Genomic DNA, 19506 nt, shown 5'->3' on the forward strand with positions numbered 1-19506 from the left:
ACGACGCTGATACTATAACCAGTGAAGAGGTCAACTATGGATCAAATGGGAATCCACTATAATATCTGGATCGTTTTACTATCCTATGCGCTAGCTGCCGCAGCAGCGTACTCCGCGCTTAATCTGATTTCGCAGGTTTCCCATTCCGCGGGCCGGGTCAGACGTCTCTGGCTGCTCTCGGGTGCCTGTGTCCTTGGCGGCGGGATCTGGGCCATGCATTTTGTCGGCATTATGGCCAGCCGCCTGCCGTTCAAGGCCAGCTACCATCCGGTGATGGCTGGCGTGTCCCTGCTTATTATTATGTCCTCCTGCTATGCAACCCTTCAGCTGGTTACGGCTCCCCGCCAGAGAAGCTGGCGGCTTCTCGCGGGCAGCGGCATACTCGGCAGCGGCATATCGTTCATGCATTATGCCGGAATGTCCTCGATGGAGATGGAGGCCAAGATTCATTACAGGGCAATGGATCAGGCTGTATCGGTACTGATTGCCCTTGCCGCTTCCTACATCGGAGTTCTGATGTTCCGCAGATTCAAGGATCATACAGGCTTCAACCGCTGGAAGCTGTATTCGGCTCTATTCATCGCCCTGGCGGTTACCGGTATGCATTATACGAGTCTGAGAGCAAGCGACCTGCATAGTTACAGCTGGCAGGCGCCCGCCCCGATGCTGATGGAGACCGATGTGGTTCTGCTGACAGGGATTTCACTGGTTACCCTGTTCGTGCTGGCAGTCTCCGGCGGGACTGTGTTTCTGGACAGGGATGTATTGGAGCGCATGGCCTATCATGACCCGCTCACCGAGCTGCCGAACCGGCATGGTCTGGAGCGCTACTTCAAGGATGATTTCTTCGGCGGGGTGTCCGGCGCCGTGTTTTTTGTTGACCTGGACCGCTTCAAATCGATTAATGATACGCTGGGCCATGATATTGGCGACTTGCTGCTGCGGGATGTATCTGCGAGGCTGACCTGCTGCGTGGATGGGAAGGGGAAGGTGTTCCGGCTTGGCGGGGATGAATTCCTGATTGCGCTGCCGGATTGCACCGCCGTGGCGGCAGAGGAAGTAGCACAGCATATCCTCCAGGAGCTCAAGAAGTCTTACAGCATTGAAGGTAACGAATTGTACGTAACTGCGAGTGTGGGAATCAGCATGACTCCGGCGCACGGCACCGACCGTTCGGCGCTAATGAAGGCAGCCGATACGGCGCTCTATACCTCCAAGGATTCGGGCAAGAATAAATTCAGTGTGTTCGATCTGGAGATGAACCGTCATCAGGTCCGGCGGATGTCACTTGAGAAGGATCTGCGCAAGGCGCTGGCCCGCTCGGAATTCATGGTGGTCTACCAGCCCAAATGGGATTCGCTGCTGAATGTCACCGTGGGGCTTGAAGCGCTGCTGCGCTGGAGACATCCGGAGCATGGCGTCATCTCTCCGGGAGAGTTCATTCCGATCGCCGAGGAGACCGGCCTGATTGTCCCTATTACATACTGGATGCTGCATGAGGTGTGCGGACAGAATATGCTCTGGCATCAGGCGAAGGTTGCCAGTGTAGCGGTCTCAATTAATATGTCGGCGCGGATGTTTGAAGGCGGAAGCCTGTATGAGGTAGTGGAAGAGGCATTGTCGCGTTCGGGCCTTGCGCCGCATTTCCTTGAACTGGAGATTACCGAGTCGATTGCGATGAACAATATGGAAGAGACGGTAGCCCAGCTCTCCAAGCTGCGGGATCTCGGTGTGCGGGTGTCATTGGATGATTTCGGAACCGGTTTCTCTTCGCTTGGCAATCTGGATGAGATTCCAGTGAATACCCTGAAGATTGATCAGGTCTTCATCCGCAAGAGTAAGATGCATTCCAAGAAAGCGATCATCAGCAACATCATTGCCATTGCCAGCAATCTGAACATGGAGGTTGTGGCGGAGGGCGTGGAGACTACGGAGCAGATTGAGCTGCTGCAATCGCTGGGCTGCCGGGTGATGCAGGGCTTCTACTACGGGCGTCCGATGCCGGTAAACGAATTGGGCCAATGGTTCATTGAGAATACGGCATAATGTATCTGATTGCTGTTGCACAAAAAGGGCTGTCCTGGACGTGGAGGGTTGTTCCACATCAGGGCAGCCTTTTTCATGAATAATATATAAAGCTCCGGTCTAGATTTTGAAATTCTCGACCAATACCTGCAGCTTCTCTGCCAGGGAGGAGAGGAATGCGGCGGAGGATTCGACCTCCTGCATGGCGGCAAGCTGCTCTTGAGACGAGGCGGACAAGGTCTCCGCGCCCTCGGCCGTCTGATTGGAGACCGCTACGATCTTCTGGATCGAAGCGACAAGTCCGTCAGAGAGCAGGGCCAGCTCACGCACAGTGGCTGAGATCTGCTGGCTATGTGCAGACATATCGGAGACGGATGACTCAATCTCGGAGAAGGAATGGCCGGCCGCTATAATCATCTCTTTGCCGTGATGCATCTCTTCCGTGGAGTGCTTCATGGTCTCTCCGGCCTTGTCCATCTGCTGGACAATCAGACTGACCAGCTCACCGATCTGGCGGGCAGATCCGGCCGAACGTTCAGCCAGCTTGCGTACAGAGCCTGCCACAACGGCGAAGCCGCGGCCCTCTTCTCCGGCCCGTGCGGCTTCAATCGCCGCATTGAGGGATAACAGATTCGTCTCCTCGGCAATACTGGCAATAGTGCCGACAATATTCTCAATCTCTTTGGAATGGCTGCCCAGCGTCTCGATAATACCGGATAGATCCGAGATGCTTGCGCCCACAATGGCCATCTGGGAGGTGGTCGAGTCCATAGATTCCCGGCCCGTCCGGGCCTTCTGGGAGTTGATGGCGGCCTGGTTCATTGCGCTGTCGGCATTGCCTGCAATCTCGGTAATGAAATGCGACATATCCTGTACGGCCTTGAAGCTGCCCTCCAGATTCTGCAGCTGGGTATGCGCCCCGTCGGCGAGATCCAGGGTGACATTAACACTATGCTCTCCGGCGCGGTTGGTCTCCTGGGCACTGGCGGACAGCTCCTGGGAAGAGGAGGCAACCAGCATGGACGTATCATTGACCTGTGTAATCAGGTTGCGCAGATTCAGAGTCATCGCATTGAAGTCGCGGGCAAGCTCGCCGATCTCGTCCTTGGCTGTGAAGAGCAGCGGTTCCCGGGTCAGATCGCCTTGGGCTACCGTATTCACGGATGCAGACAGCTTGGTGAGCGGGCTGACCATCCGGCGGATCAGCAGATAGGCGGCAAGAATCGCAATAATCAGAATGGAGCTGCCGATCAGGAAGGGCTGGGTGATGATATCCATGGTCCGGGATTGAATTAAGGGGCCGTCGAAGTTAATCGCCATTAATGCAATGATGGGTTTGGTAGGGTCATGGTCCTGATAGATGGGGCCGTAGCCGGTTTTGAGGGAGGTGCCCTGATATGTATACACCTTCGAGTAGGCGGAGTGCTTCATCTTGATAATCATTTGTTTATCTTCATCTGAGAAGTAGAAGGAATCTCCAGCTTTGTATCCGCGTTTTTTGAAGTTTTGGTCAGCGGCCAGCACCTTGCCGTCCAGTGATAGAATGAAGGCTTCTTTGAAAATAGGCTTGTGATCACTGATCCATCCGATGCGGTCTTCAATCGCGGTCAGCTTGCTGGAATCCCCGGCAGCCAGAGCGGTTATGTCGGCAGGATCAATAAGGCCGGTAGTGATATTCGCGCAGCCTACCAATTCAATGCCTGCAGCTTCATCGATCTGCTTGTAGGCCGCATGATAACCGAAGAAGCCTATGGATGAACCAACCAGCAGCAATACAATCAGCATCATCCATGTTAATTTTGTTGCCAATTTCATAACAAATATCACCAGCCCTGACTCTAAAAGATTAAGTGAATTATGGGTTCACTGCTACGATTATAGCGCATACGCTGCGGTTTGAGCAGACGTCAGAAAAAAAGAATTTTTGTGTCGGAAAATGATGGATTATGTATAAAAAATCATTGAAAATAGGCGCTGAATCCTATCTTAAATTCAAAAAATATTGTTGCCGGACCCGTATAATGGTACGCTTGAAGCAGAACAAACGGACTGGGAGCTGAAGGAATGTCGCAAGAAATCAATCCTTTGATCGAACGTGTGGGATTATCCATGTGGAAGGTTCAGCGCAGAATCATGTCGCAGATGTCATTGCATAAGGAATTGGGCTTGACTGTGCCGCAATTCGGGCTGCTGCATATGATCTTTCAGGAGCAGCAGGCACGGGTGATTCAGCTGGCGGACAAGATGGAGGTGAAGTCCAGTGCAGTCACTGTCATGCTGGACCGGCTGGAGCTGCTGGAGCTGATCGCCCGCGTGACGGACGAGAATGACCGCAGAGCGGTAATCGTCACGATCACCGGCAAGGGACAAGAGGTGCTGGAAGAAGCACAGCGCCGGTCACTGCTGCTGCTGGAAGAGCATTTGGCCATTCTGGAGCCGGCAGAGCTGGAGAACTTCGCGGATTATTATCTCATGCTGGAGAATCAGGAGCGTTAACATAAGCATCACAAAGAGGCAGCGCTTCTCCCGTTACGGAGAGGCGCTGCTTCGTGTCTTGAAAGATTTTATATGCTTTGGGGTAAGCCCAAGCTTACCCTTACTTGTTATTTTACTTAAAATGGAATCCATTGGGCTGATACAGCGGTATATGGACCAAGTGTATGTGGAAAACAGCATACATTGTGCTCGCAAGCAGGCATATGGACCAGATGTATGTGAAAAACAGCATACATTGTGCTCGCAAGCAGGCATATGGACCAGATGTATGTGAAAAACAGCATACATTGTGCTCGCAAGCAGGCATATGGACCAGATGTATGTGAAAAACAGCATACATTGTGCTCGAGCGAAGGTAGTCCTAATCACCCGTTAGGATGATTTTTTTAAAAGATAAGCCAGTTTTGGGGTAAGGCCAAGCTTACCCCAAAACTGGCTATTCTGCGGCAGGTTCTTTGTCCGGCAATTGTGTAACGTAGCTGTCAGACAGCTGGCGCAGCCGCAGAGCGCGGTTGTATTCATCCTCGTTGCCGGACGGAGCAGTACCTCCGGTCGCCAGCGGATATTGGGTATTATCCTCGAAGCTGTTGCCCGGAATCAGCAGGGCAGAGCTGGAGATGAAGGAGCCGGTAGGCAGATAATACCGCTGCGGCAGCAGATTGTAGGACTGGCTGAGCAGATCCTGGCCGAAATGAATGTTGTTATCCATGGATACCCCCAGCAGGCTGGCAGCTGTAGGCATAATATCGACTTCTCCGCCTACCTGCGCAAGCTTCTGCGGAGCAATTCCTTCGCCATGGATAAGCAGCGGAATGTTGAGCATATTGGCGTAGCTGTAATCATATCCGTAGATTTCCTTCATTAACTGCTTGTCGTCATGATCCAGCGAATAGATCGGCAGTCCCATATGGTCGCCGTAGACCATAACCAGACTGTTCTCCCATAATCCGCTGTCCTTCAGTTCATCTACAAACTGTCCGAAGGCATAGTCCGCATAGTTCTGGGACCGGACATAATCGCCGACAAAGGTTCCTTCATACCGCTCAGGAAGCTTCATCTTGTGCTTTTCTTCAGGAATAGTGAACGGGTGATGCGCCGACATGGAGATGACCTGGGCATAGAACGGCTGGCCCGCATCGCTCATTTCCTTCAGCTTCTCCGAGGATTTGCGGTAGAGCACCTCATCGGAAGCGCCGAAGAAGAAGGCATCCTCGTCACCGAAGAACTGGTGATCGTAATATTTCTGCCAGCCGAGGGCTTTGTATAGCTCACCCCGGTTCCAGAATTCCACTACATTGGTGTGGAACGTGGCCGTCTGATAGCCGTTGTCTCCCAGCAGACGGGGGAGACTCGGCAGCTGCTTGTCGATATAAGACATGGTAGCCGCACCCTGCGGAGGAATATAGAAGGACGAATTGACCACGAATTCCGCATCGGAGGTGTTGCCCTGGCCGACCATCTGATAGAAGTTCGTGAAGTACAGGCTCTCCTCCATCAGGCGGTTCAGGTTAGGGGTAATCTCCTGGCCGTCTACCTTCAGACCAAGCAGGAAGTTCTGGAAGGACTCCAGCTGGATCACAATCAGATTCTTGCCCTTGGCGGCACCGGCATAAGCCGAGACTGCTGAAGGGTCGATGCCCTTGAGCTGATTAATCGTGCCCTGTGTGATTTCACTGGCCTGGACCAGCTCGGTTTTATCTTTGGCAAAGATCGTGTATGCTTCATAATTAAGGATGCCCATCTCCTGGGCCTTCTTGATCTCATTCATGCTCGCCTTATTCGGAAGAATATTGAACAGGCAGAGTCCGAGCGAGACCGCGAACAGTACGACATGCAGCGTCCGGCCACTGCGCCGGTTGATCTGGTCTTTTTTATAATTGCGTCCGTTCTTGTTAATGAAGAAGTAGAAGCCCAGCACGATAATATCGGTGAAGATCAGCAGATAATAAGGGTCCATCAATGAGAACACGCTGTTCTTGACGGCAGTGACCTGGTTCACCTGCTCGGCGGCATGGTAAGTGACAATGACCCCGTAATATTTGAAGTACATAATGGCGGCAAAAAAGATCGCGGTAACCAGCAGATTGACCGTCATGTAATAGCCGAGCTTCCGTCTGGAAGCAAAGCGCTCAATCAGGAAAAACAGGGCCCAGACAAAGGGCAGCTCCGTCAATACGGATTTCCAGAATTGCAAATCATCAAAGATTACACCCCAGGCCAGCAGGCTTTTGAACAGAAAAAGAATGGAAAAGAACACAAATGGCTTAAGGAGCCAGCGTTTCACAGTTTGGGATGACACAGCTTCGCCTTCTTTCTGAAGAATGAACAGGTTTCCCGGGTGATAGGAAACAGCAGCATGAGGACATAAGAATACCATTATCAATAGAACTTATTATGCAGTGCCAGGGAAGGAATGTCAAAAATCAGAAGCGGCCGTATACTCCCTGGAGCGCGCGTAAACTACGGCTAGAACGAACCCGGCGCAGGCCACTCCCTCAGGCGGGGGAATATCGGCGTTAAACGAAGAATATGAGCCTTATGCAGCGGAAGCTGGCGGAAATTATTGGAGGTGGGGACGGATGGAGCATACAGAAATCACACTGTCCGTGAGGGCGCTTGTGGAATTTGCCTACAGCAGCGGCAGTCTGGAGCCGGGCTTCCGCAGCGGAGCCGCCATGGCGGAGGGGACGCGCAGCCATCAGCTGATCCAGAAGCAATACAAGGAAGGGGACCGCAAGGAGGTCTATTTGAAGACCGGGATTGCTTACGGAGAGCTGCTGTTCCAGATTGACGGACGCTGCGACGGCCTGCTTACGGCGGAGGATGGGAGCCTGACGGTGGAGGAGATTAAGTCCATGGCCGGAATCCCGGACCCTGCGCTTGAAGGGAAGGAGGTACACTGGGCGCAGGCTTACATGTACGCTTACATGCTGGCAACGGATCTTGAGCTTCCCTGCATTCAGGTGAAGCTCACCTATGTGCAGCGGGGAAGCGAGGCACAGTACAGTCTCTACCGGGAGATGTCCCGTGAAGCGCTGACGGCCTTTGCGCTAGAAACGGTAAGCAGGTATGCACCGTATGCCGTGATGATGGTCCGTTACAAGGCGAAGAGAGGGGAGAGCATCACGAACCTGTCCTTTCCATTCTCGGCTTACCGGCCCGGCCAGCGCCATTTCGCCGCCGCAGTCTACACCTCCATTGCTGAGGGGGCGAACCTCTTCGCCCAGGCACCAACTGGCATCGGCAAAACCATGTCCACCCTGTTCCCGGCGGTCAAAGCGCTGGGTGAAGGCAAGGCGGCCGGTATCTTCTATCTGACCGCCAAGACCGTTACACGGATCGCGGCGCAGGAGGCAGCCACGATGCTGAACCTCCGGGGGCTGCATCTGCATGTCATTGCGCTGACGGCGAAGGAGAAGGCCTGTTTCCGGGAGGAAGGCATCTGCGGCACGGATTCCTGCGCGTATGCGGAGGGCTATTATGACCGGATCAACGGCGCGCTGATTGATATGCTGGAGCATGAGACGCTGATGACCCGGGAGACGATCGCCGGCTATGCCCATAAGCATCAGGTCTGCCCGTTTGAATTCTCGCTGGATGCCGCCTATGCCTGCGATGTTGTTATCTGCGATTACAATTATATCTACGACCCGCGCATCAGTCTGAAGCGCATGTCTGAGGAGCGTAAGAAGAACACTGTGCTGCTGGTGGATGAAGCGCATAATCTGGTGGACCGGGGCCGGGAGATGTATTCGGCTGCGCTTACCAAGGCACCCTTCCTGGCGCTCAGCCGGACCTACAAAACGGCGAATCCCCGGCTCGGCACTGCCGCCAAAGCGGTGAACGCTTTCTTCATTGCGCTGCGCAAGATCTGCGGTGATAAGGGTGCGGGAGAGTGGGCGGCCTATCCGGAGGAACTGCCGGAGCTGCTGGAGAACTTCGCAGCCGAAGCGGAGCTGGAGCTGCTGAATTCCTCTTTCCCGGTAAGCTCTGTGCAGGCGGAGGAGGACGGGGCGGATAGCCTGCTGGATACCTATTACGCAGTACAGGGGATGCTTCGCACCTTCAAAACCTACGATGAACGCTACATTACCTATGCCGAGGTGCACAGCGGAGATGTGTATCTGAAGCTGTTCAATCTCGATCCGTCGCATTTGCTGCAGCAAATGGGCAAGAGCTTTCGCAGCCAGATTCTGTTCTCTGCGACCCTCTCCCCGCTCTCGTACTACAGGGACATGATCGGTGCAGGCGAGGAGGACTACAGTCTGAGCCTGGCCTCGCCTTTTCACAAAGAGCAGTGGCAGGTGTCTGTCCTGCCGGTATCCACCCGGTTTCATGACCGGGAGGCTTCCTTACAGCCGCTTAGTAATGCTCTTAAAGGCATGGTCTCGAAGAAGGGCAACTACCTGGTCTTCTTCCCCTCTTATGTGTATTTGAGGAATGTCTATGAGGTGTTCACTGAGAAGTACCCTGAAGTGCCTACGCTGCTGCAGGGCAGCGGGATGAGCGAGCCGGAGCGGGAGAGCTTCCTTGCGGCCTTCCGCCCGGATAACCCGGAGCCGCTGCTTGGCTTTGCCGTGCTGGGCGGTATTTTCTCCGAAGGGGTGGATCTGCCCGGCGACCGGTTGAACGGGGTGATGGTGGTGGGGGTAGGACTCCCGCAGGTGGGTCTGGAGCGCAATCTGCTCCGTAGCTATTTCCAGTCACAGGGCAAGAACGGCTTCGATTATGCTTATATCTACCCTGGCATGTGCAAGGTGCAGCAGGCTGGAGGGCGGCTGATCCGCAGTGAGAGCGACAGCGGGGTCATTGTGCTCGCAGACGACCGCTTCATGCAGCCTTCCTACCGGCAGCTGCTCCCAGAGGAGTGGCGGGACTACTCTGTTATGACCTAAGCGGGTATAATCTACTGAAAAGACATTCACCAGACAACTCAGGAGGTAATGACATGACGCTTAATATCGGACTTGTTGGAACAGGCTGGTTCTCCAAGGTACATGCGGATTTGCTGGCGGGCATGGAGGATGTGTCGCTGAAGGCGGTCTGCGGCAGCAGCAAGCTTAAGGGAGAAGAGATGGCCCGCCCTTACGGGGCCGAAGGCTACGGGGAGATGACCGAGATGCTGGACAGCCACAAGCTGGATGCCGTCTACATCTGTGTGCCGCCACAGTCGCACGGGGCGATTGAACGGGCGCTGATCCGCAGGGATATCCCCTTTTTCATCGAGAAGCCGCTAGGCTCAAGTACGGCCATTCCGGCCAGTCTGCTGGAGGATATCAAGCAGCATCAGCTGCTGACTTCGGTAGGCTATCATTTCCGCTATCAGGAGAATATCCAGCGGCTGAAGCAGACGCTTGCCGGAGACAAGGTAGGGATGATTACCGGAGAATGGATGGGCGGAATGCCCGGCGTGGCGTGGTGGCGCAATCAGGAGCAGTCCGGCGGGCAATTCACGGAGCAGACGACGCATATTGTTGATCTGCTGCGTTATCTGGCCGGTGAGGTGACAGAGGTCTACGGCATGTTCGGCAACCGGATTATGCATGAGAAGCATGAAGGGGTGACCGTAGCCGATGTGGGCACCGTGTCGCTGAAGCTTGCGAGCGGCATTATCGCCAGCATCTCCAATACCTGTGTGCTGCCCGGTGAGGTGAACAAGGCCGGAATCAGCTTCTATAATGACAACGGCATGCTTGACTGGAATCCGGAGCGTCTTCTCGAAGTCCGCAGCGGGGACAGCAAGGAATACAAGAATACGGGCAACCCTTACGCAGTAGAGAGTGAGGCATTCCTGTACGCTGTCCGTACCGGAGACCGCTCCCGTATTCTCAGCGATTATGAGGATGGGTACAAGACGCTGAAGGTAACCTGCGCCGCGTATGAATCCGCCCAGAGCGGATTGCCTGTGAAGCTGTAGGCCTCCGTCTTAGGGCCAGGGAGCTGCTTAATGAATGAACACTGCGAGGAGTGCGGGTGCCAGCCCAATGGAGAACAGCGCCGCCAGAATCATCGAGATACTGGAGATGGTTCCGGTCAGCGAGCTAAGCTCGAAGGCCTTGGAGGTACCGGTGCCATGCGCTGCAGTGCCCAGCGAGACTCCGCGTGCCACTTCATTCTCAATGTGGAAGAGGCGCAGCACCGAAGGCCCCATCATCGTACCCAGCACACCCGTGAGGATGACGAAGACTGCGGTGATGCTGGGAACTCCGCCGATGCTCTGCGAGATGCTCATGGCAATCGGCGTAGTTACCGAACGGGGGACCAGGCTGGTGGCGAGATCTCCGCTCAGGTGCATTAATTTGGCCAGCAGCATGGACGACAGTACAGCCGTTACCGTTCCTGACAGCACGCCTGCCGCAATTTCGGCGGCGTGTTTTTTGAGTAGCTTGAAGTTCTTGTGCAGCGGAATCGCAAAGGCGATTGTCGCCGGCTGAAGCAGGTCTGACAGCCATTTGCCGCCTGCATTGTAGGATTCATAAGAGCTGCCAGTGATCAGCAGGAAGCCGATGATTACCAGCGGAGTGATGATCAGCGGAGAAGTGTACATTTTACCGCTGGCCGCATAGATCCGTTTGGTTATAAGATATACCGTGATGGTAAGTCCAAGGAATAATAGTCCGGTCATCATGAGCTTCTACGCTCCTTTACTTTATAGATAACGCCTGTCAGCAGACCTGAGCTGGCCATGACAGCAAAGGTGCCTACCAGCACAACAGCCAGTACCTGCAGGCCGAAGGATTCCAGCAGCTTCGAGTAGTTCATGACCCCGATAGCCGATGGAATGAAGAACAGCAGCAGCTCAGCCAGCAGCCATGAAGCTCCTGCTTCCACCCAGTTCAGCCGGATCACGCCGGATTCGAGCAGCAGGAATAATAGAATCATCCCGATAATGCTTCCGGGAAGCGGAATATGCAGTAGTGAGGTTAATCCGTTAACGAGCAGGGAGAACACGGTTAGTCCGGCCACCTGCAGTAAGCCTAAGGCAATCTTTTTCATCATGATTACCTCCTTTCATCTCTTACTGAAATTTTACATCTAATTCTTTCATAGGTACAATGAATGGATTGAATAGCTCACATTCTAATTGTCTATGCATGGAGGGTACCTAATGGATATCAGACAGCTGGAGTATTTCGTGCAGGCTGCCAGGCTGAACAGCTTCTCCAGAGCCGCAGAATCGCTGTATATCACCCAGCCGACCATCAGCAAGATGGTCCGCAATCTGGAGACGGAGCTGGGGGCCGATCTGTTCTACCGCGAAGGCCGGAGCATCCGTCTGACGGATGCCGGAGAGCTGCTGCTCGTCAAGGCGCAGAACATTGTAGAGTCCTTTGCCAGCCTCTCCTCCGAGCTGGACAGCCTGCGCAATCTGAAGCAGGGGCATATCCGTATCGGACTTCCGCCCATGGTGGGGGCCAGCTTCTTCCCGGCGGTCATCGGGGAATTCCACCGGAAGTATCCCGAGGTGACGATCCGGCTGCATGAGGACGGGGCGAAGAAAGTGGAGGATGACGTAGAGTCCGGCCAGCTCGATATCGGGGCGATTGTACTGCCGGTGGACCCGGCCAGATTCCACTGCTTCACCTTTGTGGAGGAGAAGCTGGAATTGCTGGTTCCCACAGGCCACCGTCTGGACGGAGCGCAGCAGGTGCCGCTGAAAGAGCTGGCCGGGGAGGAGTTCGTCCTGTTCCGGGAGGACTTCGCCCTCCATGACCGGATTATCTCGGAATGCGTCAAGGCGGGCTTTCAGCCCAAGGTGGTCTATGAAAGCTCCCAATGGGATCTGATCAGCCGGATGGTGGCCGCCGGAATGGGCATTGCGCTGCTGCCGGAGACCATCTGCCGGGATATCGACCGTTCGCGGATTGCGGTGATTCCCCTGACCGAGCCGGTGATTCCCTGGCAGCTGGGCATGATCTGGCGCAAGGACCGCTATCTGTCCTTTGCCGCGAGGGAGTGGATTGCTTTTGCGATGAATGTATTAGGAGAGCGGTATTCGCGGCCGGAGCCTCCGGAGGATATATAAATAACAGAGCTTATTTATACTTCCGCCGACATTTTTTTCTTTTTTTGCAAATTTTGTTTTTTGGCATCATGATTTATGATAAGGGAGAAGTTGATAGAGAGAAGGTGAGTAACCGTGAACCTTTACCAGAATTCTCCTGATATTAGCGGCCGGGATTACAGAGAAGATGAGCTGTTCCTTACTATAGAGAATTTAAGAAGCGAGCTGCTGGAGGTGGCCCAGGAACGGAGTCTGAGCGACCATGCAGTGCTGGAGCTTAGCCAGCGGCTGGACGGATATATTGTGATGGCCCAGAACCTGATGATGGAGAGCCTGCGCAGCCGCAAGAATGGAGCCGCGCCCTACGGCAAGAATAAGAAGAGCCAGCGGATCAGGAATCAGGCGGCTCTGCAGCAATAATCTATAATACACCCGAGCATCTGACGGTGTTTGTTAATCATGGTCCTACTAATGTGGGGCCATTTTGTTGTGCTTTTCATAGTGTTGTCCTATAATGGCAATTAATAGAAGGATAACCTGAATGATGGATAGGGAGGTGCCGGGTGGAGGCGAAGCTGACTACATTACGTACGGAAATCGAGAAGAGTCTGTCCCGCTCGGGCCATAATCTTGCCTCATTTGCCAAAGTCTCCGGCCTGAACCGCGGCAGTCTCAGCGCCATTCTTCACGGCAATCCGCCGAAGCCCATCTCGCTGGGACAGCTCGATGCCATGATCCGGGCCTTCGGCTTCCCGGAAGGCTGGCTGTATCCGCTGTATGTGGATGAGTGCTTCAGTGAAGAGCGGATCTCCCGCCGCCGTATCGAGCCCTTCCTGGTTAAATGTGCCGAGATGGGCAAGCAGCAATGCATTGAAGAGGTCTTAAGGCGGATTATGGAATATCAGCGGCCGCTGGATATCATCTACAGGGTGGCAGAGAGGCTATTCTGCAGCGGCAAAGTACAGGAGTCCATCGTATTCTACAAGCTGATTGTAGACCATGAACAAGACAGCTATTCCGAGCGTATGGCGATTAGCCAGTACCGTATCTTCATGTCTTTGCAGTCTACTCCGGATGTGGATATGGAGCAGAAGCTGCGCGCCGTCATCAGCTTCGAGCCGTACCGCGGGCTGCTTCCCGAGGAGATGCAGCTGGACGGGCTGCTGAAGCTGGCGAAGGTATGCTTCGCGCTGCACCGCTGGAAGGATGTGGAGAAATTCTCCGATGAGCTGAGGGCGTTAGCAAGCGGAATCTACCGCGAGGAGCTGCGCCGCAGCAAGGCGAGGAGAGGGGAGCCCTTTCAGGCGGAACGCCCGCTGGTGGTCTATTACGGGCACGGTTATCTGCTGAAGGCATCGGCGCTTACGAAGCAGGGGGAATATGAGCAGGCCAAGAAATATACCGCCGGCTATGCGGACCTGGGATGGTTCGAGATGCTGGATGACGAGGGGCGCAGCAGTGTGGACAGCTTCAAGCTGTTTGCCACGGCCAACGGGTTCACGCTGGAGATTCTGATGGGCAACATCTCTGTATTGCCGTCCTATATCGCGTTCTTGTCCGAGCATCCCGGCGAGATTCTGTCCGGCATGGTGATCATTATGGAGTCGGCCAACCGCTTCGGGTTCTCCGCTGATACGGTGATGTCGCGCTTTTCCCGGGAGATGCTGCGTTTTGAACAATTCCAGGATACGATCAATGTAGACCGGGTGTACCGTCTCTATTATCAGATTGCGATCTACCATATCTCCCGCCAGCAATATGCCAAGGGAATCGACTATATCATTCATTGTCTGCGTCTGACCATCAGGCTGAACAGCGGCAAGGACTTTATTAATTGTGTAACCTTATTTGAACTGAACAGAGACTATGCCTCCGATACCCAGCAGAATGCATACCGGGAGCTCATCAGGGAGGTGAGAGCGCATGAAGAGATCACTGTTGATGACGGTCAGCGTTTTGGTATTGTTTAGCTTCATCCTTGCGGGTATAGGAACAGATCAGAAGTCCAAGACCAGAGGGCTAACTGCTGTTGAACACGGAGTGGAATTCTAGAGCGGATTAGAGCAGTTAATTGTATAGCTAAGAGAGACTCCCCGGCCCTTTGTGTCGCGGGAGCGTTTGCGCGTGATAATGTGAAAAAAGTTACATGGCTCTGCCGAATGATGTTCTCCATTCTGTAAATATTAAGAGCGCATTCAAGAATTGACAAAGTGCGGGCACGAAAATATAATTAGGTAGCCTAATTAATATAGGGTTTAATTATTTGTAGACCTAACTAAAAATGGAGGTGGAAGCATTGGGATAAATCGCGAAGGTGAAAACTCAGTCGGACACAAGCTTTTCTCTGCACTCCGGAAGCTGCGCAAGGGGCATTGGCATCACTCGGTGGAGGGGCATAAGCCAAGTGAGATGACTTTATTGATATGTATTGCACGGGCGTCGCATGCTTCAGATCTGGGACTCAAGGTGTCGGAGATCAGCCGCTTCCTGGGACTGACTCCGCCAACAGTAACCCAGCTGATTAACAGTCTTGAAGCCAAGCAGATGGTAGAACGGCAGGCTGATCCGTCTGACCGGAGGGTAGTGCGCATCAAGTTGACCGAACAGGGGAAAATTATTACCCGCAGGGCCAGGGACCATATGGACGCCACACTGAACAAGATGGTGGAGTACTTAGGTGAGGAAGAATCTGATCAACTGGCGGAACTGCTACTGAAAGTCTATGCCTTTATGGAGGATAATCCTCCGCCTAATCTAGACCGGTTACAAATGAACGGAGATGAGAAGCATGATTAAATTAATGAAACAACTGAAGCCCTTCCGCTTGGCTATCGCAGGGGTACTGATTCTGGTATTCCTGCAGTCCATGGGCGATCTGTATCTTCCCACCTTGATGAGTAACATTATCGACAAAGGGATTGTGGAGGGTGACCAGCCGTATATCTGGAGAATTGGCGGCTTCATGCTGCTGGTGGCGGCCGGAGGTGTGCTATGCTCTATTATTGCCAGCTATCTGTCAGCCAGAGTGGCGGCAGGCTTCGGAAAGAATACCCGTTCACGGGTGTTCAATCATGTGGAGAACTTTACGCTCCATGAATTCGACAAGCTGGGCACGGCCTCATTGATTACACGTACCACTAATGATATTACACAGGTTCAGACGGTACTGACTATGATGCTCCGCATGATGGTCGGTGCTCCGATGATGATGATCGGCGGGATTATTATGGCGGTGTCGGAGGACGCCAAGCTCTCGCTGATCTTTGTAGTGGTGATTCCGCTGCTGGTCGGAGCGATATTTTTCATCGGAATGAAGGGTCTGCCGCTGTTCAAGGCGATCCAGATCAAGCTGGACAAATTAAATCTGGTGCTGCGCGAGCATCTGACCGGTATCCGCGTCATCCGCTCCTTCAACCGGATTGAGCATGAGAACAGACGGTTCAGTGCGGCCAACGCAGATCTTACGGATACTGCAATCAAAGTCAATAAGGTGATGGCGGGCCTGATGCCGCTGATGATGATCGTCATGAACTTCTCGATGATTGCCATTCTGTATTACGGCGGAATCCGAATCGGCGACGGGGATCTGAAGGTTGGCTCCCTGATGGCATTCATTCAGTATGCCATGCAGATTATGTTCTCGCTGATCATGGTGTCGATGATGTTCGTGCTGATTCCAAGAGCTTCTGCCTCAGCGCTGCGCATTAATGAAGTGCTGGATATGCAGCCAGAGATTAAGGACCCTACCTCTGCAGAACTGAAGACTACGGCTACAGCTACACAGGAGGACGGCCGTGACGGATTGCACGGGTATGTGGAGTTCGACAATGTATCCTTCGCTTATCCGGGTGCAGAGCAGGCAGCCTTGTCGGGAATTACCTTCAGTGCGCGCCCCGGTGAGATTACCGCCATTATCGGCGGAACCGGGTCAGGCAAGTCCACGCTGCTGAACATGATTCCGAGATTCTATGATGCCATAGAAGGTACGGTAAGTGTGGACGGTGTGGATGTGCGCCAGATGACGCAGGAGGAATTGCGGAGCAAGATTGGTTATATTCCGCAAAAAGCCGTGCTGTTCACCGGTACCATCAACGAGAATATCCGGTACGGCAAAGAGGATGCAACCGAGGAGGAGATTCTTCATGCCGCCAAGGTGGCACAGGCCTATGACTTTGTCACGGCGATGAAGGAAGGCTTCGATTCAAGCATCTCCCAGGGGGGCGGTAACGTCTCCGGCGGCCAGAAGCAGCGTCTGTCGATAGCCCGTGCCCTCGTCCGCAAGCCGGAGGTATATCTGTTCGATGACAGCTTCTCCGCGCTGGACTTCAAGACCGATGCCAAGCTGCGTGCCGCACTCAAGGAGGAGACTACGGAATCTACGGTCCTTATCGTCGCACAGCGGGTAAGCACGGTAATGGATGCAGACCGGATTATCGTACTGGATGAAGGTCAAATTGTCGGTATGGGTACGCACCGCGAGCTGCTGGACAACAATGAGGTGTACCGCGAGATTGTATCCTCGCAGCTGTCAGAGGAGGAAATAGCATGAGTGAGCAGAACAAAGCAATGAAACCGCCCGCCCGCAGACACGGCGGATTCGGCCCCGGCCCGGGCGGACCCGGCATGGGTATGCCTCCCGAGAAGGCGAAGGATTTCAAGGGCACCCTGCGCCGCCTGGTCCGGTATTTGCGCCCGCGCCAGGTACAGCTGATTATCGTATTCGTAATGGCGATTGCCAGTACCGTATTCAGTATTTTCAGCCCTAAGGTGATGGGTAAGGCAACGACCAAGCTGTTCGAAGGCGCTTATGGCAAGATGATGGATGTACCTGGGGCAAAGATTGATTTTGGCTATGTGAATGATATTCTGATCCTGCTGGCAGGGCTGTATCTGTTCAGCGCGCTGTTCAGTTATATCCAGCAGTACGTCATGGCCGGTGTGGCACAGAAGGTTGTCTACGATATGCGCGAGCAGATCAACAGCAAGCTGGAGCGGCTGCCGCTGAAATACTTTGATTCCCGGACCCACGGGGAGACGCTCAGCCGGGCGACCAATGATGTGGACAACATCAGCACCACTCTGCAGCAGAGCTTGACCCAGCTGATCACCTCCATTGTGACGATTGTCGGGGTTATTGTGATGATGCTGACGATCAGCCCGTGGCTGACCCTGATTACGATCGTAACGCTGCCGCTGAGCTTCGTGGTGATTATGCTGATCACCAAGCGCTCCCAGACCTATTTCGTCGGACAGCAGAAATCGCTGGGCCAGCTGAATGGTCATGTGGAGGAGATGTATACCGGGCACCGGATCATCAAGGCTTTTGGACGGGAAAAGAATTCCCTGAAGGACTTCAATGCCATCAATGAGGAGCTGTATAACTCCGGCTGGCGCTCCCAGTTCATCTCCGGGATTATTATGCCGCTGATGATGTTCATCGGGAACCTGGGGTATGTGCTGGTCTGTGTGGTCGGCGGGATCTTCGTGACCAAAAAAGCGATCGACGTCGGTGACATCCAGGCATTCATTCAGTATTCGCGCCAGTTCACCATGCCGATTACGCAGACTGCCAATATTGCCAACATCATTCAGTCCACCATCGCATCGGCAGAACGTGTATTTGAACTGCTGGATGAGGAAGAGGAAGTCCCTGAAGTGGCGGCTACACTGGCGAAACGTTCAGCAGCTGCAGAAGAGGGCTCTGTGGAATTCCGTCACGTGCAGTTCGGATACAAGCCGGGTGAACTCCTGATTGAAGACATGAACATCGAGGTCAGTCCGGGACAGACCATCGCAATTGTAGGGCCAACCGGAGCCGGCAAAACCACGCTGATCAACCTGCTTATGCGCTTCTATGAGATCAGCGGCGGGGAGATTGTGATTGACGGTGTGAATATCACCGATATGAAGCGCAGCGAGCTGCGCAGCAAATTCGGTATGGTGCTTCAGGATACCTGGCTGTTCAACGGGACCATCCGCGATAATATCGCTTACGGCCGGGAAGGGGCTTCGGAGGCTGATGTGGTGCGGGCAGCCAAGGCTGCGCATGCCGATCACTTCATCCGTACGCTGCCGCTCGGGTATGACACGATTCTGAATGAAGAGGCCTCGAACATCTCCCAGGGTCAAAAGCAGCTGCTTACCATCGCCCGGGCGATTCTGGCCGATCCGTCCATCCTTATTCTGGATGAAGCCACCAGCAGCGTAGATACGCGGACAGAGGTGCAGATCCAGAAGGCGATGAACACGCTGATGCACGGCAGAACCAGCTTCGTGATCGCCCACCGCCTGTCCACCATCAAGGACGCCGATCTGATCCTGGTGATGAACCAGGGTAGCGTAATTGAGAAGGGCACCCATGTGGAACTGCTGGAAGCGGGCGGCTTCTATGCGGATCTCTATAACAGCCAGTTCTCCGGGGATGACCTGCCGGACGCAGGCTGATCTCTGATCTGAATGGAATAGTTACCTGAATATAACCGGCTGTAGGTCACAGCCAGGCATCACCTAGCGTTCATGCAGAGCGTCCTCGGACATTCTCTGTATGAACGCTTTTTTGCAACTCATCCAAAACCCCAGCCTTTTCCTGCATAAAATACAACTTTCCCCGCATCCAATTGGCGTTAATCTTAAATTGTTGTACAGAAGGCAGCATTCCTCCTCCATCCATAGGCTGCCAATGAAAATTCCTGCATTTCGTGCAGCAATCCTCCAAATATTCAGGTTATCTGTAAGCGAAAGTTGCAATAACTGCAAGATTTCCGTGTGCAGGGTTCAAGTCATAGTCTTTAGACGCCTGTGTATTATATAGTATTTTCCAGATTATACTAGAAAAAGAGTCCGGGCCCCCCTGCGTCCACGGCATAAGTTCAGGCATTCCAGGGGGCACAGCGGCAGTGATCACTCTAGTTTTTCAACATTTCAGAAAAAAGATTTGCTTAAAATTTTCGGGGTATATATGATAAGGATATCAAAATGAC

The 19506-nt window shown here is 53.7% G+C and carries 14 protein-coding genes; 10 read left to right on the plus strand and 4 right to left on the minus strand.

Annotated elements, in window-relative coordinates:
- Positions 1 to 36 precede the first annotated feature (36 nt).
- A complete protein-coding gene (locus NSS64_RS30820) occupies positions 37 to 2046 on the plus strand; it encodes a putative bifunctional diguanylate cyclase/phosphodiesterase (protein ID WP_341142611.1) in 2010 nt (669 codons plus the stop codon).
- 99 nt (positions 2047 to 2145) lie between these two features.
- On the opposite strand, the gene NSS64_RS30825 is transcribed toward NSS64_RS30820, so the two are convergent.
- Complete coding sequence (locus NSS64_RS30825) at positions 2146 to 3840, minus strand: methyl-accepting chemotaxis protein (RefSeq protein ID WP_340946434.1); 1695 nt, start codon at positions 3838 to 3840, stop codon at positions 2146 to 2148.
- Between the two features lie 249 nt (positions 3841 to 4089).
- Here NSS64_RS30825 and NSS64_RS30830 point away from each other — a divergent pair, with 249 nt between their 5' ends.
- On the plus strand, positions 4090 to 4521 hold the full coding sequence (locus NSS64_RS30830) for a MarR family winged helix-turn-helix transcriptional regulator (protein ID WP_340946436.1): 432 nt from the start codon (positions 4090 to 4092) through the stop codon (positions 4519 to 4521).
- A gap of 436 nt (positions 4522 to 4957) precedes the next feature.
- On the opposite strand, the gene NSS64_RS30835 is transcribed toward NSS64_RS30830, so the two are convergent.
- Positions 4958 to 6820: an LTA synthase family protein gene (locus NSS64_RS30835; protein ID WP_445667822.1), complete on the minus strand. Its 1863-nt coding sequence runs from the start codon at positions 6818 to 6820 to the stop codon at positions 4958 to 4960.
- 280 nt (positions 6821 to 7100) lie between these two features.
- On the opposite strand from NSS64_RS30835, the gene NSS64_RS30840 reads away from it, so the two are divergent.
- Positions 7101 to 9416: an ATP-dependent DNA helicase gene (locus NSS64_RS30840; RefSeq protein ID WP_341142613.1), complete on the plus strand. Its 2316-nt coding sequence runs from the start codon at positions 7101 to 7103 to the stop codon at positions 9414 to 9416.
- Between the two features lie 53 nt (positions 9417 to 9469).
- On the plus strand, positions 9470 to 10438 hold the full coding sequence (locus NSS64_RS30845) for a Gfo/Idh/MocA family protein (RefSeq protein ID WP_340946441.1): 969 nt from the start codon (positions 9470 to 9472) through the stop codon (positions 10436 to 10438).
- A gap of 27 nt (positions 10439 to 10465) precedes the next feature.
- On the opposite strand, the gene NSS64_RS30850 is transcribed toward NSS64_RS30845, so the two are convergent.
- Entirely contained in the window at positions 10466 to 11146 is a 681-nt protein-coding gene (locus NSS64_RS30850) for a CidB/LrgB family autolysis modulator (RefSeq protein WP_340995755.1), read from the minus strand.
- Positions 11146 to 11517 (minus strand): CidA/LrgA family protein, encoded by a 372-nt coding sequence (locus NSS64_RS30855; RefSeq protein ID WP_036692167.1) that lies wholly within the window; start codon positions 11515 to 11517, stop codon positions 11146 to 11148. The genes NSS64_RS30850 and NSS64_RS30855 overlap by 1 nt, the downstream gene beginning before the upstream one ends.
- A 112-nt stretch (positions 11518 to 11629) precedes the next feature.
- On the opposite strand from NSS64_RS30855, the gene cidR reads away from it, so the two are divergent.
- The 6 genes from cidR to NSS64_RS30885 all read left to right on the plus strand — a co-directional run bounded on the left by cidR (position 11630) and on the right by NSS64_RS30885 (position 18970).
- Positions 11630 to 12547 (plus strand): cidABC operon transcriptional activator CidR, encoded by a 918-nt coding sequence (gene cidR, locus NSS64_RS30860; protein WP_340994796.1) that lies wholly within the window; start codon positions 11630 to 11632, stop codon positions 12545 to 12547.
- Positions 12548 to 12661: 114 nt separating this feature from the next.
- On the plus strand, positions 12662 to 12946 hold the full coding sequence (locus tag NSS64_RS30865; RefSeq protein WP_340946444.1) for an aspartyl-phosphate phosphatase Spo0E family protein: 285 nt from the start codon (positions 12662 to 12664) through the stop codon (positions 12944 to 12946).
- A 143-nt stretch (positions 12947 to 13089) separates the two neighbouring features.
- Positions 13090 to 14496, plus strand: coding sequence for a DNA-binding protein (locus tag NSS64_RS30870; protein WP_341142614.1), 1407 nt, complete (start codon positions 13090 to 13092; stop codon positions 14494 to 14496).
- 439 nt (positions 14497 to 14935) lie between these two features.
- Entirely contained in the window at positions 14936 to 15322 is a 387-nt protein-coding gene (locus tag NSS64_RS30875) for a MarR family winged helix-turn-helix transcriptional regulator (RefSeq protein WP_340946446.1), read from the plus strand.
- Positions 15315 to 17075 (plus strand): ABC transporter ATP-binding protein, encoded by a 1761-nt coding sequence (locus NSS64_RS30880; protein ID WP_340946448.1) that lies wholly within the window; start codon positions 15315 to 15317, stop codon positions 17073 to 17075. The genes NSS64_RS30875 and NSS64_RS30880 overlap by 8 nt, the downstream gene beginning before the upstream one ends.
- Positions 17072 to 18970 (plus strand): ABC transporter ATP-binding protein, encoded by a 1899-nt coding sequence (locus tag NSS64_RS30885; RefSeq protein ID WP_340994794.1) that lies wholly within the window; start codon positions 17072 to 17074, stop codon positions 18968 to 18970. The genes NSS64_RS30880 and NSS64_RS30885 overlap by 4 nt, the downstream gene beginning before the upstream one ends.
- Positions 18971 to 19506 lie beyond the last annotated feature (536 nt).

The sequence above is a fragment of the Paenibacillus sp. FSL H8-0122 genome (genome assembly GCF_038005345.1).
In the GTDB taxonomy this organism is placed as follows: domain Bacteria; phylum Bacillota; class Bacilli; order Paenibacillales; family Paenibacillaceae; genus Paenibacillus_AQ.